The organism is Desulfotruncus arcticus DSM 17038 (genome assembly GCF_900113335.1).
Lineage (GTDB): Bacteria > Bacillota > Desulfotomaculia > Desulfotomaculales > Desulfallaceae > Desulfotruncus > Desulfotruncus arcticus.
Genome location: NZ_FOOX01000012.1, coordinates 100,028 through 126,360 on the forward strand (window position 1 = coordinate 100,028; position 26,333 = coordinate 126,360).

Here is a 26,333-nt window from a genome sequence, read left to right on the forward strand (position 1 = left end):
ACAAATGTCAGATAGTCTAGATGCCATTGGGACCAAATTTAATGGAGTCGAGGACGGTGGCAACCGGTCCTTCGGCTCCATTTCTATGTGTCATATAAAGGAAAAAAAGGGTTTATTATAGAATATAAGTAGTTATAAAATTAAAAATAATGTGAAAATATGTAATTGACCTTCAATTTATTGCAAATATGCTGCACGAAGGAGGTTCCTGAAAATGAAACTGACACAGAATAGATTGAAGCAAATATGGGGAAAGATGCTCAGCGGGAATTTTGAAGAATTTGGAATTCTCCGGCCGGAATTGCAAGCGTCCTGGAAGAGGTGCTTACAATATAAAGTAGATCCGTATATACCTAAAATACCTGTTATTGGTAACCATGATTTGTTAGCCGGAAAAATGAGATTGAATGAATTAATTGATATCAGCCTGCCAGTTATGAAGAATTTATATGATTTTGTTAAAAATTCTGGTTTTATTGTTGTACTTGCCGACACTGACGGAATATTGATTGAATCTATGGGTGATCAAGAAATAATGGATTCCGCACAAGGAGTAAGCTTTATCTCAGGTACAAATTGGAGCGAAGAATCTGCCGGTACCAATGCCATTGGCACAGTCTTAAAGACACTTGAACCGATACAAATTATCGGTTGTGAACATTTTTGTCAGGGTATCCAAAATTGGACATGTTCTGCTGCTCCTATCCATGAACCGGATGGTAATATAGTCGGCGTTCTTGATATGTCGGGACATGTGAAAAATGTACATTTACATACTTTGGGCATGGTTGTGGCCGCGGTTTACGCTATTGAGAACCAGATGTTATCCAGGAGAGCCTGGAGAAATTTAGAGATCTCCAACAATTATAAAAATACCATTATTGAGTCCATAAATGAGGGTTTGCTGGCCGTTGATCCCAGGGGCTTCGTTTCACATGTCAATATGGTTGCCGCCGGGATATTAGGCAAGGATCCGGAGGAAATCATCAATAACCCGATTAGTATGATCCTTGGCGAAAAAAACAAGTTAATTGCAAACATTATCCTCAGCCAGGGAGATATGACGGACCGGGAGGTGAATATATACAATAATACAGGAAAAACAACCTGTTTGATCACTTCCAGATCCATATGCAAAAAGAATAAAAATGAGGGTACCGTTATTTTATTTAATGAAATTGCCAGGGCACGTAAACTTGTTCAGCACATGTCGGGATCCGAAGCCAGGCTGACATTTTCGGATATAATCGGACAGAATGAAAAATTTATGGAAACGGTGAGACTGGCTAAAGCTATTTCAGGAAGTATCTCAAATGTATTGCTTCTGGGAGAAAGCGGTACCGGCAAAGATTTGTTTGCCCAGGCAATACATAATGGAAGCGTACGCGGTAATGGTCCTTTTGTAGCCATAAATTGCGGGGCAATACCTCGAGAACTGATCGCGAGCGAGCTTTTTGGATATTCAGAAGGTTCTTTTACTGGCGCCAAACGGGGAGGCAAGCCCGGAAAATTTGAATTGGCCAATGGAGGTACTATTTTTCTCGATGAAATCGGTGAAATGCCGCTGCAACTGCAAACAATACTGCTGCGTGCAATTGAACAAAAGACCATTACAAGGATAGGCGGGCATGATCTAATTCCTGTGGATGTTCGTATTATTGCAGCGACAAACAAGAACCTGCAGGATGAGGTCGGTAAAGGTAATTTCAGGCAAGACTTATATTATCGCTTAAACGTGGTAAGGATTGATATGGTACCTTTGCGGGAGAGACAGGAAGATATTCCTTTATTGATTAACCATTTTGTAAAACATCTTTGCTCAAAGCTGAACAAAACAAAGATGATGCAGGTGGATGCGAAAGTAATTAAAGCACTAAAAAATTATCATTGGCCGGGCAATATCCGTGAATTGCAAAATATTTTGGAGCGGGCTGTTAATGTTTGCCAGGGTTCCGTACTGACGCCGGATGACTTGCCTGCCGACTTTAAAGTTAAGGATGTAAGGCAGGTTCTTTTACCGGTAGAACTATATGAAAAAGAAATGATCGGACAGTTGTTAAAAAAACATAATCATAATATAACACGCGTAGCCAATGAACTGGGAATTTCCCGAAGTACCCTTTATCGTAAACTATATAAATTTAAATTAAGTTAACCAAATATCTTATGCCCGTTTTCGAAATTTTTCGATGGAAATATTGTATGCTGTTATTTTTCGATAAAGGGTTCTTCTGTTTATACCCAACATTTTTGATGATTCAGAAATGTTTCCATGGCAGCGATGCAATATATCCTCGATTTGTTTTCTTTGCATGCAAAGAAAGGGATTTGCAGGACGTTTCTCGAGAGTAGCTTCAATGATCTCCTTCGGAAAATGATGTTTTTTAATCATGACAATTTCTTCATGGTTAATAAAAATCCGTTTTACTATATTTGACAATTCTCTTATATTTCCGGGGTAATTATAATTTAATAACACGTCCCTTGCCTCTTCGGATATAAGTATCCTTCTGCCAAATATTTTTTCAACAAAATGATTGAATAAAATAATTATATCTTCACCACGCCATCGTAGGGATGGTATAGATATATTGATTTCATTAAGACGGTAATAAAGATCTTGGCGAAAGTTACCCAATTCCGATTCCTTTTTCAAGTCTTTATTGGTGGCACTGATAATTCGCACGTCCACTTTTTTACTTAGATTACTTCCCAGCCTGGTAATCTGTTTATCCTCCAGGACACGCAACAATGTTAATTGCCCCTCTAAAGACATATCGCCGATTTCATCGAGAAAGAGAGTGCCTGAATGGGCTGCTTCAAATTTGCCGGATTTACCTTTTCTGGATGCACCGGTAAAAGCTCCTTCTTCATAGCCAAACAACTCACTTATTATAAGTTCTTTAGGGATAGCTGCACAGTTTATTGTTACAAAAGGTTGGTTTTTTCTATTGCTATGGTTATGAATATATCGGCTAAATAAATCTTTACCTGTTCCTGTTTCACCCGTTAGCAAAACATTAAAATCAACCCGCGCTGTCTTTTTGGCCAAAGAAATTGCCGATAATATTTCTTTAGAGTTACCAATGATTGGGACACAAGGATCATTCAGTGTTGGATTGGCGCTTGAATAATTAGTAGATTTGTTTAACGTTACAATTGAACCATGCGTAATTATTTCTCGTGATAACAAATCTATCAACCCTTTACTTATTTCTGTAATTCTTCCTTTACATAGTGTCGTGCTCTTTCAACCGTATTCTCAAAATCTACGATGCTTGGTTCACATCCTGAATCTTTTAATCGCTTGAGCGTTCTAAGCCCAATATTCCGCTCGTCCCGGTAAAAGTCCGCCCCGGTAGGGCGATTGGCAGCAACGCAACCCAAACGATCCGCGGTGCTGCGGTGATATGAAAAACAGGACATCATACGCTCCATCTGATGATGACCGCATGATGGGCAGGACAATTGTTGCGGTGACGACTCCCCGGAGACAAGTAATTCCACCTTTTTATGGCACACAGGGCACCGCATTTCATAAATCGGCATCACCGTTTCTTCCTTTCATTAGATGAATTTGGCAGTCGCACAGGTAATTTCTCCTTGAAAAGGATGTAAGTTCACTGGCCGATTCAGTCTAATAACCGTCCGGCCAGTGACAATCATATTTTTAGAAATACTCAAGTTGAAATAATTAACTAATAGAGTAAATAGCTTCTTAATATCGCACTGGCTCCTATCAAGCTGAGCACTTCGCTGCAACCGTCTTCAATCAATGCCGCCCGGGCATCTCGCAGGATTTTTTCAACGGGGTATTCCTTGCTCAGTCCATATCCGCCGTAAATCTGAAGAGCTTCATGGGCGTTCTCAAAGGCCGCCTGGGTACAGTAAACCTTGGCTCCCACGGCATACTGAACAGGGGCGGGGATGGCGGTAAAACAATATTCAACTGCCGCCCTGGAGTAAGCCCGGGCTGTCTCTACCTTGACGAACATATCAAATAATTTTTTCTGAATCAGTTGGTGTTCGGCCAAGGGGCGTCCTCCCTGCACCCGTTCCTTGGCATAACCGAGGGCGAGTTCAAAGGCCGCCCTGGCCACCCCGGTAAATAGAGAAGACATGCCGCAGTTGGCTACGCTCAACACCTGTTCCACCCAGAATTCGTATCGATCCGGCCCCACGATCATGTAATCGCGGGGGATACGCACATTATCGAAATAGAGCTCTCCCTGGGGCAGGTCGAGTTGTCCCAGTTTTCTCAAAACGCGTCCCCTGGAAACGCCGGGAAGATCAAGCGGAACTACGGCAATACCACCGCCGGCCATTCCTTTGGATGCGTCAATACTCACGAAAAGCAGCGCATGGGTAGCCACCGGCCCGTTTGAAATCCAGGCTGACTTGGTGCCGTCAATCACCCATTCGTCTTCGTCCAACCTGGCCTTCATACTTTGGCTGATTTTCGGTTCCCTGAACTGGGGAGTGCCCGCCATCAGTATATCCGATCCATGGTCGGCTTCCGTAAGCCCCCAGCACCCGATCATTCCGGCGTCCAGATCATTTACGTAAGGTTTGACAAATTCATCAATTAACCGCTGGTTGCCGGGGTTCATTCTTAAAAGCCAGGATGCGGGATAAACATCCACATCCTGGGACAGTGCCAGGCCAACGGAACCCCACCCCAGCTCTTCCCAGATGATGTGATGCTCTACCGGTCCCATACCGGTACCGCCTAAACTTTCCGGAATGAATGTAGTATGAAATCCCAGCTCTCTCATTTTCTTCTTGCATTCCCACCACAGAGACCCTTCCTGGATCATTTCATCCAGGTCCATCTGATCCAACTTCTCACCGGCAGGCCGGATCACTTCTTGGGAAAATTTATGCACACTTTCTTTTAAATCTTCCTGCTCATCGGTAAGACGCATATTCAGCTCCAAGTACATATGTTATACTCCTCCGTTTATAAATCTGTGATAACCCTAAAACCCGGCAAATAATCTGCACGTGAGTCAAGCTTCATTACTTGCCGGGAAGCCCCAGACGTTCCCCGAATCGGGAAAACCCGGCTTCGATCAGCTTTTCAGGGGGACGCAGAGGAATAAACACCATCTTTCTTTCGGCAATGACATCCTGCACAGCCTGGCCGAAAGTTGGCAAGTCCTCAGCATCAGCCAATTTTTCACAGCCGTCCCCATAATAAAAAATCCGCATTATTCTGGCCCGGGACGCCGGGCCCTCCTGTATATCCCAGCTATCTGCCGTTTTCCTGGCACTCACGATATATTGATTATCATAAAACTGTTCAAGGAGTACCCCTTCCTGGAGTTCCTGACTGGCTTCCAGGGCATGGGCAGATAACCATATCTTATCCAGAATCGCTTTAAAGTCGCTTTGACTGCTGATCCCCATTTGCCGCTCACCGTTCCTTTATCAAATTGTTTCATTACCCCTTCGTGTCATCATCATGCCAGGTGGCTTTGTGCTGTAAGTGCCGGTCATTAAGGTAACCGGGTTGAAAATAATTTTTATAAAATGCTGCGTCCAGGTGGTGTAACTGAGCATGCAGGTTAGAGTGAAAAGTGGAAAAGTAAACAGGGAACCTGCCGTACCGCTCAAACAAGTAGTTCAACACCGCCCTGGTCGCTTCAACAGCCCACTCGGAAGGTTTAAACGCAGGGTTGTCTCGCAGTGTTTCCTGCACTTCCGGCCGGTATGAAGTTTTGCTGATGGCATCTTCCCGCAATGCCAGCACCCGGTCGATCAGGTCATTGGGAGATTTGTGCCACGGCGCCGGCAGCCCGAACCCTTCCAGCACCTTCGGCAAGCCCACGTAATTCCGTTTACCGTCTATGACTTTGTACCTGAACCGCAACCCCTTGGCCAGGGGTCTGAAGCCACCCATAACGATTTCTTCACAAAACCCGCCGAAGATCCAGCAACCCAGCCCCAGCGCCTCCGCTGCAAGGCGCAGGTTCTGGATCAGCATACCGTGCTGGTAGTCGGCCATGTGCAGCATGACCTCTTCATAAGTGCGCTGGGTGATGGGCACTTCCAGAAACCCCGGCCTGGCCCACCTTTCCAAACCGCACGGTTCACCGGTATCTTCATCGGTGATCAGCCAATGCATGTGTTCAAATACGGAGAAATAAAGATTGACCATGCTTTTGGCCGCGTCCGCCACGGGGATGAACCAGGTGGTCCCGGGCCGGTTAAGGTTATATTGCCAGATACCCATTGGCCGGCCGGGTGAAATAGCCCAGTCCACATCCAACCTTTGATCGCTTAATTTGACTACACCTTCCCTGAACCATTCCACCACCTTGGGATAGTCCGCCTCGGATTCTATCTCCACCACCCTGGTCCTGTTCCCAGTGGGCCTGTAAAGAAATGTTCCTTCGTCGTTGCTGAAAATCAATTCCACGGCATGGTCGTTGCCGGCGGCGGGAATGGTCCGGCCGCCGAACTGCATTAAAACACCGGGATTATTGGATAGGCCGATATCCCCGGCCACTATGCCGTTCGGACCACAGGCCGCCCAGCAGAGCAATGCTGTCTCCAATTCGGTTAACGGGTGCGGGGCCGCTGTGGAAACAAAAGACAGAGGCCCCCCGGTGTTTTCCAGACGGCGACCGGTAACACCGTGCACTTCCCGGGTACCCGAGTCCACAGTGTAACCCGCCCCCACCCGCCGGGAACGCAGCGTCGTCAATAATTGAAAAAAAGTTGGTGTCCGCTCAAAGGCTGTTTTTAGCCGTTCTTGTTCCTTACTGCTGACTTTGGGTGTTGTCACCGGTATTACCCCCGTTGTTATCCTCCTTGTTTTCAGCCTGTTCCTTTTCTTTTTTCATTTTTTCAATCATTTCCTTAATCTCCTTCACTACAGAGCGCAAGCAGATTGTAGGTTTAACTGCTCCGATGCGCCGGCGCGCAGGCCCTCCACGCACCCTGGATCCGACCCCAGGTAATCACCGGTACAGGCATAGGCCCTGGCCCGGCAGCCGCCGCATTCCAACTGGAACCGGCAGTACCGGCACGACCCGCTGACGCAGTCCGGATCGCGCAATTGCGCCAGTACCGGGCTATTCAACCACAGGCGTTCCAAATTATCCTGTCTGATATTTCCAATATGCACCGGCAGGAAAGTACACGGTTTGAGCCTGCCGTTCGGTTCCATAGCCAGATAATTTTTGCCGGCCATACATCCAGCCGAAGATTTGATGATGCTTTGATGCTTTTTGAATAATACCGGGTCCAGGTAATGGGTGGCCAACAATCCGCTGCAGCCCTCTTTAACCCCAGTCAGCCCGAACTGCGGCGCGAAAGCGCTGACCCGAATCCGTCGCGTCTGACTGCTTCGTTTCCACAACTGCCGGAATAATTCTTCCCGCTCCTCCGGGGACGGATCAAGAATAGCCGTACCCCTGCCCGTGGGGATAAAATTATAGACCAGCAACCAGTCGGCGCCCAATTCATCACCGAAGTCCAGCAGCTTTGGAATATCAGCCCAGTTCTTCTTGGTAGCGGTGGCAGCTAGGGACACCTGCAATCCAGCTTCCACACAACGTTTAATCCCCTCCACGGCCATGCGGTGTAGGCCGGGGGTGCCCCGGAAGGCATCGTGCGCGGCCGGATCAGGGCTGTCCATGCTCACATGCACCAGGCTGACACCGGCTTCTTTCAGGCTCCGGACCCTTTCCCCGGTAAGCGGGGATCCGTTGGTAGCCACATAACAGGGTATTCCACGGGAAACCGCGTAGCCCGCCACCTGGAAGAAATCATCACGCAGGAGCGCTTCGCCTCCTGTAAAAGCAATACCCGTTACCCCGGCCCTGGTAAAGGAATCCACCGCCTGCAACGCTTCCTCCGTGGATAATTCATCCTCGTATTTACAATGATTTACCGAATCGGTATAACAATGGGGGCAGCTGGCAAGATTACAGCGTGAAGTGAACTCCCAGGTGACCAACCTGGGAGCGCCAGCCACAAAAGGACGCCGCAGACCGAAACTGAGCACCCCCTTCAACGTGTTCAACGCCACCCGCGTGACCACCGGGCCAAGCTCAAGGACTTCCTGACGGATCCGGTCGGCCAACGCCCGGCAGTCGGGGCAAAGGGCATTTCCCGAACCCAGCAACCGGCCCACAGCCACCCAGGCTCTTTCTCCTCCACACTGCGGGCAAAAAGTATTATTGGCCAGCACCAGTTTTACCAGTCGTCTCATGATCTGGCTGTCGGTAAGTTCAATAAGCGCTTTATTTACCGGATCAATGTGCAATTGTTCCATCTTCGACACTCCTCTCAATGCCAATCCCGGTAGTGATTGATAATCTGGTCATGAATGAAGCCTGGCACATAGTATTTTTCATAAAACGCCGGGTCGATGTGGTGGAATTGGCAAACGAATTGCGCGTGGAAAGGCGAGCTGTAGACCGGGAACCTGCCATATTTGTCAACAATGTACTTGAGGCAGGACTTGGCCGCGTCAATGGCCCAATCGGAAATCTTGATCTTGGGATGCCGCCTGACGGCCTCCAGCGTTTCCTGATTAAACGGCAGGTTATCAATACAGCCTTCCGGGCAACCCTTGCCGTAGAACAAACCTTCAGCCGAATACCTTGTTTGCACGTTTTTCTCGACTATTTCATCGGTGCTCTTGTGCCAGGGTGACGGCCAGCCCCAGCCTTCCCATATACCCGGCAGGCCATGGAAGAAGTTCCGCCCGTTGAGCTGCTGGTAACTGAACCCCAGTCCCTTGGCCAACTCGGGAATTGCACCCAGGATGATATCCTCGGCGATGCCTCCGAAGTTCCAGTGCCCCAACCCCATCGCCTCTGCCGCCAGCCGGGCGTTTTGCACCATCATTCCCGCCACGTTGTGGGCCAGGGAAAAGATGATTTCCTCGTACATGCTCCAGGGAACCGGTACTTCCAGGTAGCCCGGCATGGCCCATTCGCTCAGGCCCATGGGCTCGCCGGTCTCGTCATCCACAAACATCCAGTGCATATGTTCAAAACCGGACAGCATCACGTTAACCAGTTCTTTGGTTAAGTCCACCACCGGAAAGAAAACTGTGGAACCGGGGCGGTTGAAGTTGTGCTGCCAGATACCGGTGAGCCCCCCTTTGGCCGCCGGCCCCCATTTTTCAGGTGAACCCCAGTCAAGATCGATTCTCTTGTCAGACAGCTTGACCGAGCCCTTTTTAAACCAGTCGAGTATTTTTTCATAGTCGTCATCGTCCTCTATTTCCACCGGCTTGGGGGAATCCGGTGAAGGCTTGTAAAAGAATGTTCCCTCGTCGGTGCAGTAAAACAGGTGCGCCCCCCTATCATTGCAGGGCCCCGGAATGGTGCGCCCGGCACACGACATGATCGTGGCGAGGTCATTGTTGGGGTCCAGATCAAGCAGGGCCATCCCGTTGGGGCCGCAGGCCGCCCAACATAATAGAGCGTTTTCTACATCAGACAGGGGGACGGGTTCTTTCTGAGATTTAAAGGCCAAGGGGCCTTTCTCCACAGTGACTTTACCGGTCACGGGCAGCTGATCTTCTTCCCCGTGGGCCACATTGTAACCTTCGCCCACCCTCCTGGTGCGTACGCGGGAAAGAGCCTGAAATACCGTAGGAGTGTTTTCAAACGCCTGTTTGATTAGATTTTTAGGACTCTTCATAGTATTTCCTCCTTTTTAAATATTCTGTTTTTATTTTGTAAGCAAGTCATATACCAATATCCAGCACCAAGATGCACCATTATAGTCAAACCATACTGAGCTCCAAGGTCAAAGCGCTTGTGTAAACGGTATTTTGCCGCGATAAAGTCAAAATAAAAACCCCCTTTAGGGGGGCATAAAAATCAAACCTACAGCAATTTTATATGCTTCAAAACGATACAACGTTGTCCAATGCTACAATATCTTGGGCGCCGTACTCCATGAACTCACTGAGGCAAATATCATCGTTTACGGCGGTCGGGGGATGAAATCGAGTTGTTTAGTGAAGCTTTGCAGCATAAAACCGGAAATCATTTCATCTACCCCTCTTTACCGTGAACCTTGATGGTTAGTGAAAGAAGCGCGGAAAACAACAAAATACCGGCTAGGATGGAAATTACAACTTTAAATGCCCCAAGCTGGGCGATGATGGGCCCGGTGCTTGCTCCCACAAACAAAATGAAAGAATATAGCGCTATTGCTCCACCTCTTGCCTGATCACCAAGTATTCCAACAATATTAATTAAGGTGGGAACAATTATCGATATCCCTGCCACAAAAACTACTGAAGCCACAGTAACAAGAATTAACGTTGACAAACCGCATACCAACAGAAGACCTGCGGAAGCACTAATCAATCCTCCCACGAGTACTCTCTTTAAGCCGAAACGGGCGATTAGTGTTCCGGCAAGAGGAGATAAGATCATACCCAAAATCCCCACGGAACGAATAACCAACAACTGCTCCGCCCTCAGCCCAAATTCGCCAACCAAATAGTGACCCAGGGAAGCGTACATACTGACAAAGGATAGGAGCAATGTAAAGGCAATTATATAGCACGTAACCAAGTTCGGTTTCCGCAATAATCCGAATGTTTGCTTCCATATTGTCAACAGGGAGGTATTTTGGTTTTTCCCCGGAGTTAACGGCAAGATTCTCCAAGTCAGCAGAAAAGCGATAAGGTAAGTAATTGAAAAAACTAAAAATACGTAGGGCCAACCAAAGGACCGGGTAATCCATGAACTTGCAACCTGTCCAATGATACCTGACATTAGAAACCCGGTGCTGATTAAAGCGATGGTTGTCGCCCTTTGCTCCGGCGGATAAGTTTCAAATACATAAACTACTGCCACAGGGGCAAACGTGGCGGCTACGAAACCCTGCGCGGCGCGCAAAACCAGCAGCAGCCCTATTGTATGCACAAAGCCGGTAATAAAAGTACATAGCGCTAACGCAGCCAACCCGACAACGATTACTTGCTTTTTTCCGTATCTTTCGGATAAAGGGCCAAAAACCAGGAAACCCACCGCGTAACAGATTGAAAAAATACTGCTGGCCCACGCTGCCTTTATTTCGGGTACTTGAAAAGCTACCGAGAGGTCTTTATGGATTGGAATCATCGTGTAAATGTTGGACACTACAATCAACCCGCAGAAAGCAAGTAAAAATGTTGTCAGGGGTAAACTAAAAGCAGCATCAGCTTTCTCAAGGCCATTATCACTTATCACAGTGCTTGTTGTGGCTCTCACCTGCTTCAAACCTCCCAGGTTTATAATTATTCCGTATGTAACCGTATTGACATCAATTGTAACACAGCTACAATTGATGTCAATATGTTTCATTGGGCTTTTGTTGAAATTATTCATCATCGTAAGTAAATTACGTGAAGCCCAAACGGAGTGGGTAATTGTAATAATTCTTCATTTGTTGTAAAATGATTGCAAAGTTTACAAGGGAGGCAACAGGGGTGGGGCAAAAAGAACAAGCGGCCAACGCTCTGTTGGATTTCGATTTGTTAAGTAGGTTGATTGTCGGAATTGGGGAAGTGTCGGAGATTACAGGGGTTCCGCAAAGGAAAATTCGCTACTGGGAAGAAAAAGGAATCATTCAGCCAGTGAAGGAAGTCGAAGGAACAACGCGGAGATATGATTATATAAATATAAAGAAAATTCTTTTGATCCAGGAGCTTTTAAACGATGGCTATACTCTGGATGCCGCCGCCAAAAAAGTAGAGGATCGAATGGAGAATATTAATAAGGTATTTCTAGAACTTGCCAAAAAAACGAAAACAAGATAGAAAGATGCTCAAAAGCAAAAGAAGGGCCAAAGGCCTTGCATAAATATTTGATAAATAAGAAGGTGCTAAAAATGAGCAAAATGTTTGAACAAACAGCAATAAACAGTATGGTATTGTCGAATCGCTTTGTCCGTTCGGCAACGTGGGAAGGAATGGCGGCCAATGACGGAGCTGTTACCCCCGGGCTGGTGGACACAATGGTTGATCTTGCCAAAGGTGGCGTGGGCTTAATTATCACAAGCCATGCTTATGTCCGGCCGGAGGGTCAGGCAGGTCCCTGGCAGCTCGGCATTTATAAAGATGAACTCATTCCCGGGCTGCGGGGAATGACCAAAGCTGTTCACGACTGCGGCGGCAAGATTGTCCTGCAGCTGGCCCATGCCGGGAGATTTGCGCCCGGAAAACTAACCGGCCAGACACCGCTGGTTGTTTCGGAGGAACCGGGCAAAGCGTACCATGAAATAACAGATCAGGATATACGGGAGTTGGTTGCCGCTTTTGCCGATGGAGCAGGCAGGGCTAAAGCCGCCGGATTTGACGGGGTTCAAATACACTCGGCTCACGGCTATCTGCTCAGCCAGTTCCTCTCGCCGGTGTTTAACCGGCGCCGGGATGCCTACGGGGGAGATATCCAAAACAGGTCCCGCATTCATATGCAAGTGTACAAAGCCATCAGGGAAGCCGTGGGCGATGATTACCCGGTGTTGATCAAGCTGAACTGCAGTGATTTTACCGATAACGGGTTAACCTTGGAAGACTCCCTTCAGGTTGGCCGCCTGCTGGCCGGTATAGGGCTGGACGCAATTGAATTGAGCGGCGGCTTGCTTACGAACAGCAAACTTTCTCCCAGCCGGTTTGGCATTAAAACTGAAGAAGATGAGGCCTATTTTAAGGAAGAAGCCCGCCATTTCAAAAGTGCCGTCGGCATTCCGCTAATTCTGGTGGGTGGTATGCGATCTTTTTCAGTAGCTGAGCGCTTGGTTGAAGAGGGGGTTGCGGATAACATCTCCATGAGCCGCCCGTTGATCAGAGAGCCTAATTTAATTAACCGCTGGCAATCCGGGGATCGCAGCAGGGCAAAATGCATCTCGGATAATAGTTGTTTTAAAGCGGCGATGTCGGGTAATGGAGTATGCTGTGAAGTGAAAAATAAAAAGAGCTAAGCTAAGTAACACCAAGTCCGGGCTTTATCCATAAGCCCGGACTTGTCAGTGCGAAGTTTTTTTGGAAAGGCAGCCGGTCTTCTAGTTTTATGAAGTGCCCACAACATTCTCCTGATTAATCCGAATAATAATCCCGTTTGCCTCTTATCCAATTCAAAAGGATAACATACCGGGATAAGCCTTCGTCTTACCGGCTTATCCCGGGATGATGTGCTGGGCTGGTACTGCTGGGAGGTATAATAAAGGACGGGTATCAACAGGCTATTAATTGGATAAAGGTTGCAAGAGAGGCAAAGGGTTGGCATAAAGATTATTATTGAGACGGTTTTGTTTGTGAAGATTTGCAGCACAGGCGCCGAAGCGGAGCAAGAAGCTTTGCCGGTTGATTCGACAGATATGAAATTGGTCATGCTTGCCGTTGGTAAACCTGAGGCAGACACAGGCGCGGTCGATGTGGTAATTCCGGTACTGCACGGTACCTATGGGGAGGATGGCACTGTCCAGGGACTGCTGGAACTGGCCAATGTACCCTATGTGGGTGCTGGCGTTTTGGGGTCTGCCCTGGGAATGGATAACGTGTTGATGAAAACGGTGCTGGCCCAACACGGTGTACCCCAGGCCCGGTTTCGGCACTGCTTGCGCCGGGATTGGGAAAACGACTCATTGTCAATTATAGAAACAGTGGAAAAAAACCTGGGCTATCCCTGTTTTATCAAGCCGGCCAATCTTGGCTCCAGTGTCGGTATTTCGAAGGCCCATCAGCGGACGGAGCTAATTGCCGCAATGGATTTGGCAGCCCGATATGATCGCAAGATTATTATAGAGGAATATATAGATGCCAGGGAATTGGAGGTAAGCGTACTGGGCAACGATGATCCCATTGCCTCCCTGCCGGGCGAGATTATCCCGGTAAAAGAATTCTATGATTACGAGGCTAAAATATTTAGATGACTTGACCAGGCTGGAAATACCGGCCAACCTGCCGCCGAATACGGTTGCCCGGCTGCGGGAGTTGGCGGTAAAGGTATTTAAAGTTCTTGATTGTGCGGGTTTGGCCAGGGTAGATTTTTTTATGCGCAGGCCGGACGGCGATATACTGGTAAATGAAATCAACACAATGCCCGGGTTTACTCAATTCAGCATGTTTCCCAAGCTGTGGGAGGCTACCGGTATCGGGTATAAAGAATTGCTTGACCGGTTAATCAACCTGGCCATTGAGCGGCATCGGGATAAAAACCGTTCTCAGACCAATTTTTAAGTATGTTTAGTTTGGGAAAACTGGAGATGAAAAGATTACTTGCGGTTGTCAAGAAAAAAGGTAATCGCCGACAACCCCTCATGGAGCCGCAGAAGATTATCATTGGAATTCTATCGGTTCTGGAACTGGAAAAATTAGTCTTACTTGTCTTTATAGTGCGTCCTGCATTGTGCTATCTCAATGTTATTGTTTTGTATCCGATAGACAAGCCTATTCTTTTCATCAATGCGTCTGCTCCAAAATCCTGACCAGTTTTCGCCTAACGGCTCCGGCTTGCCAATCCCATCATACCCATTGCGGTCAATATCTTGTATAAGCAAGTTTATTCTCTTTAAAGTCTTCTTATTCTGCTTTTGCCAATATAGGTAATCTTTCCATGCTTCATCTGACCAAACCTTATTCATCGCCCACCTCAATCAAATCGTGAGCTATTCCTTTGCCATGTTCAAGTTGCTGTATGGATTTTTTCAGAACTTGCAGGTTGTAGTTATTATAAAAATCATCTGTTCGGACAATAGCAAACGGTATACCATTATGAATTAAAGATTGCTTCAAAAAAAGACGGATAGCAGTCGGGATATCAAGCCCCAAATCGTTAAAAAGTGTTTCTGCATCCTTTTTGAGAGCGTCATCAACTCTGATTTGGATCAAGCTACTCCGTGCCATATAAAAAACCCCCTTAGTATATGTTTGTAATACAATTATATGACAAAAACATGCTTCTGTCAACCTAGTTGCTAGTGACCAGTATCTAGTATTCCATTTTAAAGATCTTTTTGTTAAACAATTTGAAAGATTTTGTGCTGAGCCGGCTTTGTGTCCTGATGATCAACATTCACAGTGTAATGAGGGAGATGGTTGCAATTTACGAGATATACTGAACATCCTGCTTAAGCTTCCAGCAGAATCGCTTTGGATGTACTATCAGAATTTTGATCCGCATATAGACTTATGCAAGGAGAAAAATATTATTAACGCGCTAAATTGCGATTTTGAGTCTGTCTTGTATGTGCTCTTACGCATCTTTTATGAGTTAAACAGTGAAAGGTGCTTGTTTTTCCCTTGTCCCTCGGGGATAAACAAAGCATCTCCTTGATTAATCCAAATAATAATCCCGTTAAAGTTATTTGAAAAGGTATCTTCTATGATAATTTTATTAGGAATTCGCATACATCGTCACCCCTGCCAATCGAACGTTTAATCTCAACCTGTACCGTTTTTTTCGCTGCTTTGGAAAAAACCATCTCCATCATTCCCTGAGAGCAATAGCATTGGACAGGATGAAGATCGATCATTCCCGAACGAACAAGCGGGCAGCCACATTCGTAGAAGGTGCCTCGGACTATATCCCCTTCAAATTCCCATCTTCCTTTCAGGTTCCGTTTCTCTCGCAGAGTATTCCAACCATTTATAAGATCTTCAGTTGTAGCTATTTTATTTCTCAAATAGCTTTCACATAATGAGAATAGGTCTGAAGCGCACTGCATACCAGCTGGTTTCATAATTGCGGCTTGCAAATCTTTACCGAGTTGGTCAATGCTTTCGTGCAACCCTGTTATCCACCTTTTGTTTTTGTCAATAGGCATATGCATAGTCAATTGCTGCTCCCTTCAAGGGCCTGCTCCAAGTCTTGGATAAGATCGCTGGCGTCCTCAATTCCTACCGAGAGCCTCAATAAAGCGTCGGTAACCCCGATTCGTTCCCTCTCGGCGGCAGACATTTTCGCATGTGAGGTAACCGCCGGAGCACAAATAGTTGACTCCACACCTCCCAGGCTCACCGCTGGACTGATCAGGCGAAGCCGCTTGACAAATTTTGAGGCGTCCAGTTGTCTCTTGTCCAATTCAAAGGATAACATGCCGCCATAAGCCTTCATCTGTGATTTGGCGATTTCATGGCCGGGGGAATCGGGCAAACCGGGGTAATGCACCCTGCTTACACACTGATGTCCTTTGAGGAATCGGGCGATCCGCATAGCGTTCTCCGACTGGCGACCGACTCTCAAAGCCAGTGTTTTCAGACTTCGCTCAAGTAAATAGCAGGTCATGGCGTCAAGACTGCCACCCAGGTGCCGCGCCAAGGTGCGCACTCGCTCCGTTTTCTTTCGTGAAGTCACTACCAGGCCGCAGCACATATCGCTATGCCCACCCAGGTACTTGGTACCGCTGTGCACGATGATGTCTATACCGAGTTCGATGGGATTCTGATTCATCGGAGAGGCAAAGGTATTATCAATGATCGTTGTGATTTCCCGCTCCCTGGCAAACGCCGCCACTTTTCGAATGTCGATAACGCTCAGCAGGGGATTTGTCGGAGATTCGATTACGATTACCTTGGTGCGCTCCGTAGCCGCTGCGCATATTGATTCGGCGTCGGTTGATGCGAAAGAGTATCCAATCCCGATCCTTTGGAATTCACCGGTTGCAAAAGCGTGTGTTCCTCCGTATAACTCGTCCATCAACACGATATGGTCACCTGAGCCGGCAAACGAGAGAATCGCGGTGCTCATCGCCGCCATCCCCGAGCTGAAAACAACCCCGTCTTCGGCTCCCTCAAGGGCACATACCTTTTTCACAACCGCATCCTGGTTGGGAGTATTGAAGTAGCGCGGGTAGGGAGTGTCGTCCCGGTCCAAATAGTCAAAGGCCGAAGAGGTGAAAATCGGCGTATTGATTCCCCGTGTTACGCCGTCCCGGTAGCTGCCGCTGTGTACGCATTGGGTTTCTTTTTTCATAGATAATCCTCTCCTCGTACTTGTAATTAATACCTATTTCGTTAATTGGGAAAAAAACCTTTATTTTGCTTCAAAACATCCTTAGTATGTTATTGGGCGCAGCATGTTTGGATACCGGTTAAGGTTTGATTCAATCTATTATTTTTCGCTCTATTATTTTTATTGCCTCCTTCGCAGCATCCCGGGCAGCAAAAAAGTCATTTCCTAATGTTAAGGTGAATCCAAAAGTTATAAGAAATTAGCATTACAGGGTTATAATTACAGTAAAAAAGGTGAGGATTAAAAACATTGGCTATTAAGCAACATTATGATAACTTCCTGGCGAAATATTATTCCTGGATGTTCGGTGAATTTGACCTCAAGGTTAGGGAAAATATAGACTTATTTAAGGAATTTAAGCTAACTCCCTGCTTGAGCGGGCGTGCCCTCGACCTGGGTTGTGGTTCCGGGTTCCAATCTATAGCTCTGGCGACCCTTGGATTTAAAGTTCTCAGCATTGATTTGAGTTCGGTGCTGGTCACTGAACTGCGGGAAAGGTCAGTGAACTGTGATATTCAAGTTGCTCAGGACGATATTATTAACTTTCCGCGGTACCTTCAATGCGAACGAGTTGAAATTGTTGTTTGCATGGGTGATACTTTAACCCATTTGGAGACCTTTGATAAAGTTGTGGATTTACTCGAGAAAGTCTATCAAAGCCTTGAGAATAGCGGTAGTTTTATTTTAACCTTTCGGGATTATGGGGAAGAGCTTAATGGTGTAAACAGATTTATTCCTGTCCAAAGTGACGAGAATAGAATTTTGACTTGTTTCTTAGAATACCAATCCGGACATATAAATGTTTATGATATTATTTATACAAAAACTGAAATGGGATGGAAAATGACTGCTAGTAGTTATAAAAAACTTCGAATAGGTGTAGATTGGGTGAAAGAAAAGTTGCAAAAACTAGGTTTCCATTTATCCTATTGTGAATTGAGGAAAGGTTTAACTACCTTGGTTGCAGTGAAACAAAGTTGGAAACAAGGGTAGATAATAATATATAATCAATTTTCCTTTTAATTTGAAATTTAGCCGGTTTTCTATTTTAAGAGGATGTTCGAAAAGATCGCTCTCAGGCATGGTCCCTCCGCGCCCTTCTATCTGATCTCGTAAGTCCCGGGCGATTTCAGCAGCTGCCACGCCGGTGACAGGACCGGTATGCTAAGGTATATAAATTAGCCCTGGGAATTACAGAGGCAATGAAAATGATGCTAAAGATAATATCCTTTGGTTGTTTCAGAGGAACCGGGCAAAGCGTACCGTGAAATAGCAGAGCGGGATATGCGGGAGTTGATTGCCGGCACTCATACACTCGACCCCGGACGATTTCCATTAGGGTGACGGTTACAAGGGGAGAATAACCCGAACTTCCGTCCCCTGTCCGGGTGCACTGTCAATGATTAGCTGTCCCCGGTGCAGTTTAACGATTTCATCACAAATGGATAAACCAATTCCGCTGCCTGCCGACGCTGTTCCCTTGTAAAATTTTTGTTTCACTTTGGGCAGTTCCGTTTGTGGAATACCGTTTCCGGTATCGGCTATCCTGATTTGGATTTGCTCATCCCCGGCCCGGGCGCTAACCCTGACAGTTCCTCCGGAAGGGGTAAATTTAAAAGCATTATCCAACAAATTGATGAAGACTTGTTTCAACCTGTTGGAATCAGCCTTAACCACCGGTAAATCCTGCGGAGTTTCGCATAACAGGTTAATTCCCTGCCGCCGGGCTCTGGGATTTAATTGTTTTACGATGGAGTCCAACAGTTCCGGCAGGTAAACCGTATCCTGTTGCAGGGTAATTTTCCCCGCAGACAGTCTGGAGAAATCCAACAGTTCATCTACCAGCAGGGTTAGCCGGTCACTCTCTCTTTCAATAATGCTCAGCCCGTCGTTTAGCTCAGCCATGTTTTTTAATCCTCCGGACCTGAGGGTCACCGCCCATCCTTTTATGGATGTTAACGGGGTGCGCAGCTCATGGGAGATGGACGCAATAAACTGGTTTTTCAATTGATCGTAACGTACTATTTCTTCCGCCATGTAATTTAACGTATCGGCCAGCTTACCCACTTCGTCGTCATATTTTTTGACAGCCCGGGCACTAAAGCGGCCTGCGGCCATTTCCCCGGCCACCCGGGTAATTTTCTCCACCGGACCGGTGATGGTTGTAGACAACAGCACGCTGACCGCTGTGGCCAGGATCAGCACCAGCAGTCCCGTAACAATCAGTATTAAGGCTATATTCTTAACGACTCCGTGTATCCCGGTGAGGGATGTTACAAAGCGAACTGCTCCCACCACCTGGGCACCGGATTTCAGGGGATAGGCCACAGACATGGCGGGTTCGCCGGTAACCGGCAGGTTGCCTTGCCACTGACCCAATTCTCCCGCTAGGGCCCTTTGGGTATCGGCAAAAAGCGGGTTTGGGGCAGTTGGTGCGCCCTGTGAGTCGGCCAGTACCACTCCCGGGGCGTTGATAATTTGCACCTGGGCCGCGGTGGTTGAGGAAAAAATCTCCAAAAGAGCCCCGGCTTCTCTTGCCAGATCTTTATCGGACAGATAACGTCCGTAAAAACTGCCCGCTACCTCTGCTTGTTTTTTAAGTATATCCTGTACATTATCATAATAATATTGCCTGACCCCCAACAGCAAGAAGGTGTCCATTATGAGTACCGTGAGTAAAATCACCAGCAGGTAGCTGCCGACCAATCTTTTTTTAATGCCCTGCAATTTTATCCTCCTTCCGCCAACGGTAACCAAGCCCCCATACGGTTTCAATATAAGCCGGCTTGGCAGGGCTGTCCTCGATTTTTTCCCGCAACCTCCTGATATGTACGTCTACGGTCTTGGGATCGCCGACGAAATCTTCACCCCAGGCCAGATTCAACAATCGGTCACGGCTTAAGGCCCGGTTGCCGTTTTCCAGGAAAATCTTTAACAGGCAGTACTCCCGGGGGGTCAGGTCCAATTTCCGGTTATTTTTGTAGATGCGCCGGGCTTTGTCATCAAGTCGGAAGGGACCCTGGCAGAGAATTTGACTGCTTGCCGGCTGGACTATTTGCATCCGCCTGAGCACGGCCCGGATTCTGGCTACCAGTTCCAGCGGGTTGAATGGTTTTATTACATAATCGTCTGCCCCCAACTCCAGCCCCATCACTTTATCCATATCCTGACTACGGGCCGTCAGCATGATCACCGCTATGCCGGGAGACTCGACCCGCAGCCGGCGGCAAACTTCAAAACCGTCCATACCCGGCAGCATGATATCCAGCACCACCAGGTGAGGCTGGAATGTCTTAGCCCTGGCCAGGGCTTCTTCCCCGCTGGCAGCCTCCATAACCTGAAATGAATTTCGTTCCAGGTTAATGAGAATAAACCGGCGGATGGATTCTTCATCTTCCACCACGAGAATTCTTTCCTGCCCCTCCATTGTTTCACCTCGCTTATGAAAAATGGAAAACCTGTGTAAAAAGTTCACTGCTTTTTACACCAGGTTTCCCCTGCTAAAATTTGCATTAGCAACCGGCTATTTAATTAAGAAGACTTGGTTCAGGTGGGGTTTTGACCCCATCTGAACCTTGGTCGCACTTATTTCGAGCTTACAGGCTGTCTGAAGATAAACTTCCGGCTGATTACTTGTCACAAGCTATAACTTTTCTAAAGCGCGTTGCACCATTGGCTGCTGTGAATAGCCGGAGTAGTTGTACCGTTTTTCGTCCTGTTTAATGATCTCCAATGATTTTTCGTAAGCAGCTTTAGCCTTGTCAGTTTCCTTTAAGCCCGCATAGCTTTGCCCCAAATTAAAGTAGGCCATGCTTAGGTTGCCGTTTCCCTGCTCCAATACTTCGGCCGCATTGGTTAAGGTTGATCTGGCCTCCTCATATTTACCCAGCTTGTTCAGGGCTTCTCCCTTCACTATAAGCCAGTGTGAGTTCTTGGGGGCGTCGGATTTTATAGCTTCGCCTTCGGTGATGGATTTCAAGGCGTCTTCGGCTAAATTGGCCTTTACCTGGATACGGGCCAGGTTATACCAATAAAATGGATCTTCGGGTATTTCCTTGACGTTCTCCCGGTAGAAAGCGACGACTTTCTTATAATAATGGGGGTAAAGATCTTCGGCGGGCGCCCATCCTGTATCCGAGCCAAACTTTTCCCAGCGCAATACTGCACAACCGGGATAATAGTGTTCTTCTCCGGAATCAGAATTATAGACTTTTTCTCCGCGGGAATCAAGGTGGTGCCACAGGGCCAGAGCTGCCTTTTTGCCGGTATCTTCCTGGTCGGGTGCATTGAGGACATCCATTTTTTCATAACCCCTGCTAGATTCCTCCATAAGTGTCAGGGTGCCTTGCCATTGCCCGTTTCTAATCTCATTCCCGGCGGCGTCAAAAGCCACACCGCCCCCGCCACCCGACTCGTTGCCCTGCCAGGCAAAGATGTCCAGGCCACAGTGTTCCACGCCATTCGCATTTTGGGGGTCCATTGCCCAACCCAGCAGCAGTTCCGGCCGGCCGTCCCCGGTGATATCGGCAAAGCTGGCATGGTCTAGAGCAATTCCCAACGCCTCGTTTAGCTCCCAGACTTTTTGCCACTTGTTTTGCTGTTCCTGTAACAGAACCGCTCCCAATTCGCCGGGGTTTTGCCCCACGCGGTAGGTGGCCAGCAGTTCGGCCTTACCATCGCCATCCAGGTCCCGCTGCTGGATGGACTTGGTCCCGCCGGGATTTTTCGGCGTTTCCAGCTTGGCTCCGGACGGCAAAAACTTTTGCACCACGGTTTTTAACGGGTCGCTGTCCAGGGTTTGCGCGCCGGCCAACTGGGGCGCCATAATCGTACTTTCCGGCGACGGCAACATCGAGCAGCCGCTGACCAACAAGCCCCCTGATAATAGCAACCCTGACAGCAATAGTTTCCAGTTCATATGTATCCCCCTCTTAACACTATTTTTTCAAACTGACTTTCCGGTACCAGAAGTTACCTTAAGTATAAATCCTTTGAAGAAAAAAAGGGTTATGGAAGGGTTAAAAATGGTTACTAAAAGATTACACTGAGGCACCATGTCATATTTTTAATTAAGTAAAGTATTAAAAAACAAACCTTGACAGATCTATCCGGCCTTCATATAATGTTATGGATAAAAGCAGAACAATGGGCACTGCGAAAAGCTTTTTTTTGCAGTGCTTTTAAAATAATCTGGAAGTTTTAACCGCAGCATACTTTATTCTCCAGGTTTTTATAGAATAATTAAAAGCGAATAACATATATTGTTCTGTAAATTGACTTTAAGGAGATAGAATTTATGACCAACAAGGAAGTTATTCTCACTATAGAAGGCCTGAAAAAGCTTGAGGAAGAACTTGAAAGTTTAAAATCTGTAAAAAGGCGCGAGGTTGCGGCCAGAATCAAGCAGGCTATTGAATTTGGCGATATTAGTGAGAACTCTGAGTACGAAGACGCCAAAAATGAGCAAGCTTTTATCGAAGGCCGGATTTTAACTCTTGAAAAAATGCTGCGCAACGCTAAAATAATAGATGATGAAAATCTTGGCACCGAGGTTGTCTCCATCGGCTCCACGGTGCTTTTGCGCGATATGGAATTCGGCGAGGAATTTAAATGTACCATTGTTGGTTCGGCAGAAGCCGATCCCGGTAATAATAAAATTTCCAACGAGTCCCCGGTGGGCAAAGCCATACTGGGCATGCCCAAGGGTGAAACCGTAGAAGTTTCCGTACCGGCCGGGTTTTTGAAATATCAAATTGTTGATATTTTTTAATTTTTTCAGCTAAAGTTTGTGAACTACCGGAGGTTTTAGACAGATGTCCAAAGATAGCCCCAAGAATACCGGAACTGAGCAGGAATCGCTTGATTTTAACGAGTTAATGCGAGTAAGGCGGGAAAAACTAGCTGAGTTTAAACATCAGGGAATTAATCCGTTTGGTGAAAAATACGAGCGAACTCATACTGCCTCTCAGATTAATTTAAATTATGAAAGCTTTGAGGGAAAGATTGTATCCCTGGCCGGGAGAATAATGGCCAAGCGCGGGCATGGCAAGGCCGGTTTTGCCAATATACAGGACAGCACCGGTCTTATTCAGATATATGCCAGATTGAACGATGTCGGTGAAGAGACTTACGATTTGTTTACCAAACTGGATATTGGCGATATTATTGGCGTTACAGGCAAGGTTTTTAAAACCCGGACGGGGGAGACTACTGTTGCAGTTGAATCACTTCACCTGTTAAGCAAGTCAATGCGGCCGCTGCCGGAAAAATGGCATGGTTTAAAAGATGTTGACCTGCGCTACCGTCAGAGGTACGTTGATTTAATTGTCAATCCGGAGGTTAAGGAAACCTTTGTCAAACGCAGCAGGATCATCCATGCCATTAGGAATTACATGGAGCAAAAGGGTTTCCTGGAAGTTGAAACGCCGATGATGCATCCTATTGCCGGCGGGGCCACAGCCCGCCCGTTTGTAACTCACCATAACGCGCTGGATATGAATCTTTATTTGCGCATTGCACCGGAATTATATCTGAAACGGCTGTTGGTGGGAGGGTTTGAACGGGTATATGAGATTAACCGCAACTTCCGCAACGAGGGGATGGATACCAAACATAATCCCGAGTTTACCATGCTGGAATTATACCAGGCGTATGCTGATTATAATGATATGATGGATCTAGCCGAAGATTTGTTTGTCACCGTGGCCGAGGAGGTGCTGGGCACCACCACGATCCAATATGACGATCAACAAATTAAGCTGGCCAAGCCCTGGGCCAGGGTGCCAATGCTGGAAGCCGTCAGACAACACAGCGGCGTTGACTTTGAACAGCTGCGCACCGGGGATGAAGCCTATGAGGCTGTTAAGCATCTTAACCTGGAAGTGGAACGCGGTGAAAGCTGGGGTTCCATCCTAAATAAGGTTTTTGAAGAAAAGGTGGAGCCAAAATTAATTCAGCCTACTTTCATTTACGACTATCCGATTGATATATCACCGTTGGCTAAGAAGAAAGAGGACAGGCCCGACCTGACCTACCGCTTCGAGCTGTTTATTTATGGCCGTGAAATGGCCAACGCCTTTTCTGAGTTAAATGATCCGATGGATCAAAAGGAAAGATTTTTAAAGCAGCTGGAAAAAAGGCGGGCCGGTGACGATGAAGCCCATATGATGGATGAAGATTACGTCAATGCCCTGGAATATGGTATGCCACCAGCCGGTGGTATGGGAATTGGTATTGACCGGATGGTGATGCTGTTAACCGACTCCGCATCAATTCGTGATGTGATTCTTTTCCCGTTGATGAAACCCCGGGATATCTAGTGCAGCGATTACAAAAGTCCTGAAACGAAAACTAACGGCTTTAAAGCAAAAGTGATTTACGTATATAGCACTATCGGTTGATAACTAAATTCTCGTCAGGGCTTTTGTGTCAAAGCTGTACGTTCTCAATCGGACTAGTGCATTAGTTGGGGACATTCCTCCGACCTCAAAGCTATAACCCCGGAGAGGAGGTGTGTCCCCTATCCTTATTAATGAGTGTTTTACCTAATAAGATATAAACTAATTACATTGCCCAAAAGCGTGTGAGAATTTATATGTCAAGGCACTAGTGGCATAAACTGTTATTGACAACCCGGGTGCACTATGATAATATTTAAAACCGAGGCGCCAACAAGTTATCCCACCGTATGGGCGGGTAATGGCAACGGGTCCGGGCTTGTAGCTCAGCCGGTTAGAGCGCACGCCTGATAAGCGTGAGGTCGGTGGTTCGAGTCCACCCAGGCCCACCACACATTGGAAATTGGAGTTTGGAAGTTAGAAGTTAGAGATTGAGAATTGAAAATTGGATGTTGGATACTATAAATAGTGTCCGGCCCCGGTTACGGGGGTGTAGCTCAGTTGGGAGAGCACCTGCCTTGCAAGCAGGGGGTCACCGGTTCGAGTCCGGTCATCTCCACCATATTCCTCGATAGCTCAACGGTAGAGCATCCGGCTGTTAACCGGAGGGTTGCTGGTTCGAATCCAGCTCGGGGAGCCAAAAAAGAGAGATTAAAGGTTATTAACCTTTAATCTCTCTTTTTTTGTGCAATACTATAAACAAACCAATATATTGCAGCTGCTCGGCACCAGCGCGCGCAGGGAGTCCGGGAGCATCGGGTACAAGCAGCAGGAGAATTTTTCGGGATAAGACAGGTAATAATAAAAATAATTTACTGGCTTGAAAAACAATTAATAATATATTATGATTAAGGTTAGAAAAGGTCAAAGTCAAAGTCAGTTAAATGGTTCTGATTATTTCAGCAGAGGAGGTGGCTCCAAAAAACTTATGTCCAGTTTATCAAACTTAATTGAAAAATATTTAAATAAGCTGATTGAACACAGCAGTGGGCAGTTGATCGAGATACAACGAAATGAGCTGGCGGAAAAATTTAATTGTGCGCCTTCCCAAATTAATTACGTTTTAACCACCCGTTTTACCATTGAACGGGGATACATGGTGGAAAGCCGGCGGGGCGGCGGGGGGTTTGTCAGAATAGTGAAAGTTCCGCTGAGCACCGGAGAATTGGATCTGGTTAGTGAGGTGGTAAATCTGGTGGGTGATAGGATTTCCGAGCGTGGCTCAGATGCAATTTTAGCCAGATTAGCTGAAGAAGAAATTGTCACTCAACGGGAAACTGCTATTATTGGCGCAGCATTAAGCCGCAACGTCTTGCGTATCGGCCTGCCGGCCAGGGACCAGCTAAGGGCGAATATACTTAAAGCAGTTTTAATAACGGTTTTAAAAAATCAGGGAGACCGGTAATAGGGAGACCGGTAATTTTGATGGGGAGTGAGTACATTGATGTTATGTGAAAGATGCCAGGAAAGACCGGCAACAGTATTTTACACGGAAATAATCAATAATAAGCAGAAAAAAATGCAGCTTTGTGAAGTTTGTGCGGGACAAATGCAGGCCGAGGGTCTGGGCGGGTTGCCTCAGATGAATCTCCATAATTTTTTGGCCAGCTTTTGGAATCAGATGTCGGGAGTTCATCCCTTTGCTCCCAAAACAAAGGAAGAAACCTGTCCGTCGTGTGGAACCCCGGAAAGCCTGTTTGCTCAAAAAGGGTTGTTTGGGTGCGGTGATTGTTACAAGCACTTTGGTGAGCGATTAGAGCCGTTATTGCGCAGGATTCACGGTTCAAGTGCTCATACCGGCAAAGTGCCCCTGCGTTCGGGCGGCAAGGTGCTATTGGCCAGACAGATAGAAGAATTGAAGGCCGGTTTAAGGGATGCGGTAGTCCGGGAGGAGTTTGAAAAAGCGGCTGAACTGCGGGACAATATTAAAAAGCTGGAGCAGCAGCTTTAGGGGGGTTGG

Annotated in this window: 26 protein-coding genes, 3 tRNA genes and 1 pseudogene; 14 read left to right on the forward strand and 16 right to left on the reverse strand. The window is 47.0% G+C overall.

Annotated elements, in window-relative coordinates:
• The first annotated feature begins 214 nt into the window (after window positions 1-214).
• On the forward strand, window positions 215-2,155 hold the full coding sequence (locus BM056_RS15870) for a sigma-54-dependent Fis family transcriptional regulator (protein WP_092472409.1): 1,941 nt from the start codon (window positions 215-217) through the stop codon (window positions 2,153-2,155).
• Between the two features lie 9 nt (window positions 2,156-2,164).
• On the opposite strand, the gene BM056_RS15875 is transcribed toward BM056_RS15870, so the two are convergent.
• The 8 genes from BM056_RS15875 to BM056_RS15910 all read right to left on the reverse strand — a co-directional run bounded on the left by BM056_RS15875 (window position 2,165) and on the right by BM056_RS15910 (window position 11,234).
• A complete protein-coding gene (locus tag BM056_RS15875) occupies window positions 2,165-3,193 on the reverse strand; it encodes a sigma-54 interaction domain-containing protein (protein WP_131820775.1) in 1,029 nt (342 codons plus the stop codon).
• 17 nt (window positions 3,194-3,210) lie between these two features.
• Window positions 3,211-3,549 (reverse strand): FmdB family zinc ribbon protein, encoded by a 339-nt coding sequence (locus BM056_RS15880; protein WP_092472411.1) that lies wholly within the window; start codon window positions 3,547-3,549, stop codon window positions 3,211-3,213.
• Between the two features lie 149 nt (window positions 3,550-3,698).
• On the reverse strand, window positions 3,699-4,943 hold the full coding sequence (locus BM056_RS15885) for an acyl-CoA dehydrogenase family protein (RefSeq protein WP_092472412.1): 1,245 nt from the start codon (window positions 4,941-4,943) through the stop codon (window positions 3,699-3,701).
• 76 nt (window positions 4,944-5,019) lie between these two features.
• Complete coding sequence (locus BM056_RS15890; protein WP_092472413.1) at window positions 5,020-5,409, reverse strand: hypothetical protein; 390 nt, start codon at window positions 5,407-5,409, stop codon at window positions 5,020-5,022.
• A gap of 34 nt (window positions 5,410-5,443) precedes the next feature.
• The gene (locus BM056_RS15895) at window positions 5,444-6,790 is read right to left on the reverse strand and encodes a nitroreductase family protein (RefSeq protein ID WP_092472414.1); all 1,347 of its coding nucleotides are present in this window, start codon (window positions 6,788-6,790) and stop codon (window positions 5,444-5,446) included.
• Between the two features lie 87 nt (window positions 6,791-6,877).
• On the reverse strand, window positions 6,878-8,284 hold the full coding sequence (locus tag BM056_RS15900) for a radical SAM/SPASM domain-containing protein (protein WP_092472415.1): 1,407 nt from the start codon (window positions 8,282-8,284) through the stop codon (window positions 6,878-6,880).
• Between the two features lie 14 nt (window positions 8,285-8,298).
• Complete coding sequence (locus BM056_RS15905) at window positions 8,299-9,666, reverse strand: hypothetical protein (protein ID WP_092472416.1); 1,368 nt, start codon at window positions 9,664-9,666, stop codon at window positions 8,299-8,301.
• A gap of 359 nt (window positions 9,667-10,025) precedes the next feature.
• Window positions 10,026-11,234, reverse strand: a complete 1,209-nt coding sequence (locus tag BM056_RS15910; protein WP_165613562.1) for an MFS transporter — start codon at window positions 11,232-11,234, stop codon at window positions 10,026-10,028.
• Window positions 11,235-11,452: 218 nt separating this feature from the next.
• Between BM056_RS15910 and BM056_RS15915 the strand changes: the two genes are divergently transcribed.
• From BM056_RS15915 to BM056_RS27325, 4 genes are all read left to right on the forward strand, one after another.
• Window positions 11,453-11,782, forward strand: coding sequence for a MerR family transcriptional regulator (locus BM056_RS15915; protein WP_174549965.1), 330 nt, complete (start codon window positions 11,453-11,455; stop codon window positions 11,780-11,782).
• 71 nt (window positions 11,783-11,853) lie between these two features.
• Window positions 11,854-12,945, forward strand: a complete 1,092-nt coding sequence (locus BM056_RS15920; RefSeq protein WP_092472419.1) for an NADH:flavin oxidoreductase — start codon at window positions 11,854-11,856, stop codon at window positions 12,943-12,945.
• 279 nt (window positions 12,946-13,224) lie between these two features.
• Window positions 13,225-13,896, forward strand: coding sequence for a D-alanine--D-alanine ligase (locus BM056_RS27320; protein WP_274377555.1), 672 nt, complete (start codon window positions 13,225-13,227; stop codon window positions 13,894-13,896).
• Window positions 13,868-14,203 carry a D-alanine--D-alanine ligase gene (locus BM056_RS27325; protein ID WP_274377556.1) on the forward strand — a complete coding sequence of 112 codons (336 nt, stop codon included), beginning with the start codon at window positions 13,868-13,870 and terminating at the stop codon, window positions 14,201-14,203. Before BM056_RS27320 ends, BM056_RS27325 begins: the two co-directional genes overlap by 29 nt.
• 140 nt (window positions 14,204-14,343) lie before the next feature.
• Here BM056_RS27325 and BM056_RS15930 read toward each other — a convergent pair whose 3' ends face one another.
• Together BM056_RS15930 and BM056_RS15935 are read right to left on the reverse strand one after the other, a co-directional pair.
• Entirely contained in the window at window positions 14,344-14,607 is a 264-nt protein-coding gene (locus BM056_RS15930; protein ID WP_092472420.1) for a Txe/YoeB family addiction module toxin, read from the reverse strand.
• Window positions 14,600-14,869 carry a type II toxin-antitoxin system RelB/DinJ family antitoxin gene (locus BM056_RS15935; protein WP_092472421.1) on the reverse strand — a complete coding sequence of 90 codons (270 nt, stop codon included), beginning with the start codon at window positions 14,867-14,869 and terminating at the stop codon, window positions 14,600-14,602. The genes BM056_RS15930 and BM056_RS15935 overlap by 8 nt, the downstream gene beginning before the upstream one ends.
• 82 nt (window positions 14,870-14,951) lie before the next feature.
• Between BM056_RS15935 and BM056_RS27670 the strand changes: the two are divergent.
• A pseudogene (locus BM056_RS27670) lies at window positions 14,952-15,299 on the forward strand (hypothetical protein); the annotation flags it as partial.
• 46 nt (window positions 15,300-15,345) lie between these two features.
• Here the strand turns inward: BM056_RS27670 and BM056_RS15940 are convergent.
• Window positions 15,346-15,795: a DUF6144 family protein gene (locus tag BM056_RS15940; RefSeq protein WP_492207421.1), complete on the reverse strand. Its 450-nt coding sequence runs from the start codon at window positions 15,793-15,795 to the stop codon at window positions 15,346-15,348.
• Between the two features lie 2 nt (window positions 15,796-15,797).
• On the reverse strand, window positions 15,798-16,937 hold the full coding sequence (locus BM056_RS15945; RefSeq protein WP_092472423.1) for a trans-sulfuration enzyme family protein: 1,140 nt from the start codon (window positions 16,935-16,937) through the stop codon (window positions 15,798-15,800).
• 288 nt (window positions 16,938-17,225) lie between these two features.
• On the opposite strand from BM056_RS15945, the gene BM056_RS15950 reads away from it, so the two are divergent.
• On the forward strand, window positions 17,226-17,969 hold the full coding sequence (locus tag BM056_RS15950; RefSeq protein WP_092472424.1) for a class I SAM-dependent methyltransferase: 744 nt from the start codon (window positions 17,226-17,228) through the stop codon (window positions 17,967-17,969).
• A 354-nt stretch (window positions 17,970-18,323) separates the two neighbouring features.
• Here BM056_RS15950 and BM056_RS15955 read toward each other — a convergent pair whose 3' ends face one another.
• The 3 genes from BM056_RS15955 to BM056_RS15965 all read right to left on the reverse strand — a co-directional run bounded on the left by BM056_RS15955 (window position 18,324) and on the right by BM056_RS15965 (window position 21,894).
• Complete coding sequence (locus BM056_RS15955) at window positions 18,324-19,703, reverse strand: sensor histidine kinase (RefSeq protein ID WP_092472425.1); 1,380 nt, start codon at window positions 19,701-19,703, stop codon at window positions 18,324-18,326.
• A complete protein-coding gene (locus BM056_RS15960) occupies window positions 19,690-20,403 on the reverse strand; it encodes a response regulator transcription factor (RefSeq protein WP_092472426.1) in 714 nt (237 codons plus the stop codon). Before BM056_RS15960 ends, BM056_RS15955 begins: the two co-directional genes overlap by 14 nt.
• Window positions 20,404-20,619: 216 nt before the next feature.
• Window positions 20,620-21,894, reverse strand: coding sequence for a tetratricopeptide repeat protein (locus BM056_RS15965; protein WP_092472427.1), 1,275 nt, complete (start codon window positions 21,892-21,894; stop codon window positions 20,620-20,622).
• Window positions 21,895-22,272: 378 nt separating this feature from the next.
• On the opposite strand from BM056_RS15965, the gene greA reads away from it, so the two are divergent.
• The 5 genes from greA (at window position 22,273) to BM056_RS15990 (ending at window position 25,013) form a co-directional block, all read left to right on the forward strand.
• On the forward strand, window positions 22,273-22,746 hold the full coding sequence (greA, locus tag BM056_RS15970; protein ID WP_092472428.1) for a transcription elongation factor GreA: 474 nt from the start codon (window positions 22,273-22,275) through the stop codon (window positions 22,744-22,746).
• A 43-nt stretch (window positions 22,747-22,789) separates the two neighbouring features.
• Entirely contained in the window at window positions 22,790-24,295 is a 1,506-nt protein-coding gene (gene lysS / locus BM056_RS15975; protein ID WP_092472429.1) for a lysine--tRNA ligase, read from the forward strand.
• A 393-nt stretch (window positions 24,296-24,688) separates the two neighbouring features.
• Window positions 24,689-24,765, forward strand: a tRNA-Ile gene (locus BM056_RS15980).
• 94 nt (window positions 24,766-24,859) lie between these two features.
• Window positions 24,860-24,935: transfer RNA gene (locus BM056_RS15985), tRNA-Ala, on the forward strand.
• Window positions 24,936-24,938: 3 nt separating this feature from the next.
• Window positions 24,939-25,013 (forward strand) — tRNA-Asn (locus BM056_RS15990).
• 21 nt (window positions 25,014-25,034) lie between these two features.
• Here BM056_RS15990 and BM056_RS15995 read toward each other — a convergent pair.
• Entirely contained in the window at window positions 25,035-25,241 is a 207-nt protein-coding gene (locus tag BM056_RS15995) for a hypothetical protein (protein WP_092472430.1), read from the reverse strand.
• A 60-nt stretch (window positions 25,242-25,301) separates the two neighbouring features.
• Between BM056_RS15995 and BM056_RS16000 the strand changes: the two genes are divergently transcribed.
• Together BM056_RS16000 and BM056_RS16005 are read left to right on the forward strand one after the other, a co-directional pair.
• On the forward strand, window positions 25,302-25,778 hold the full coding sequence (locus tag BM056_RS16000; RefSeq protein ID WP_092472431.1) for a CtsR family transcriptional regulator: 477 nt from the start codon (window positions 25,302-25,304) through the stop codon (window positions 25,776-25,778).
• Window positions 25,779-25,817: 39 nt separating this feature from the next.
• On the forward strand, window positions 25,818-26,324 hold the full coding sequence (locus BM056_RS16005; protein ID WP_092472432.1) for a UvrB/UvrC motif-containing protein: 507 nt from the start codon (window positions 25,818-25,820) through the stop codon (window positions 26,322-26,324).
• Window positions 26,325-26,333: the final 9 nt, after the last annotated feature.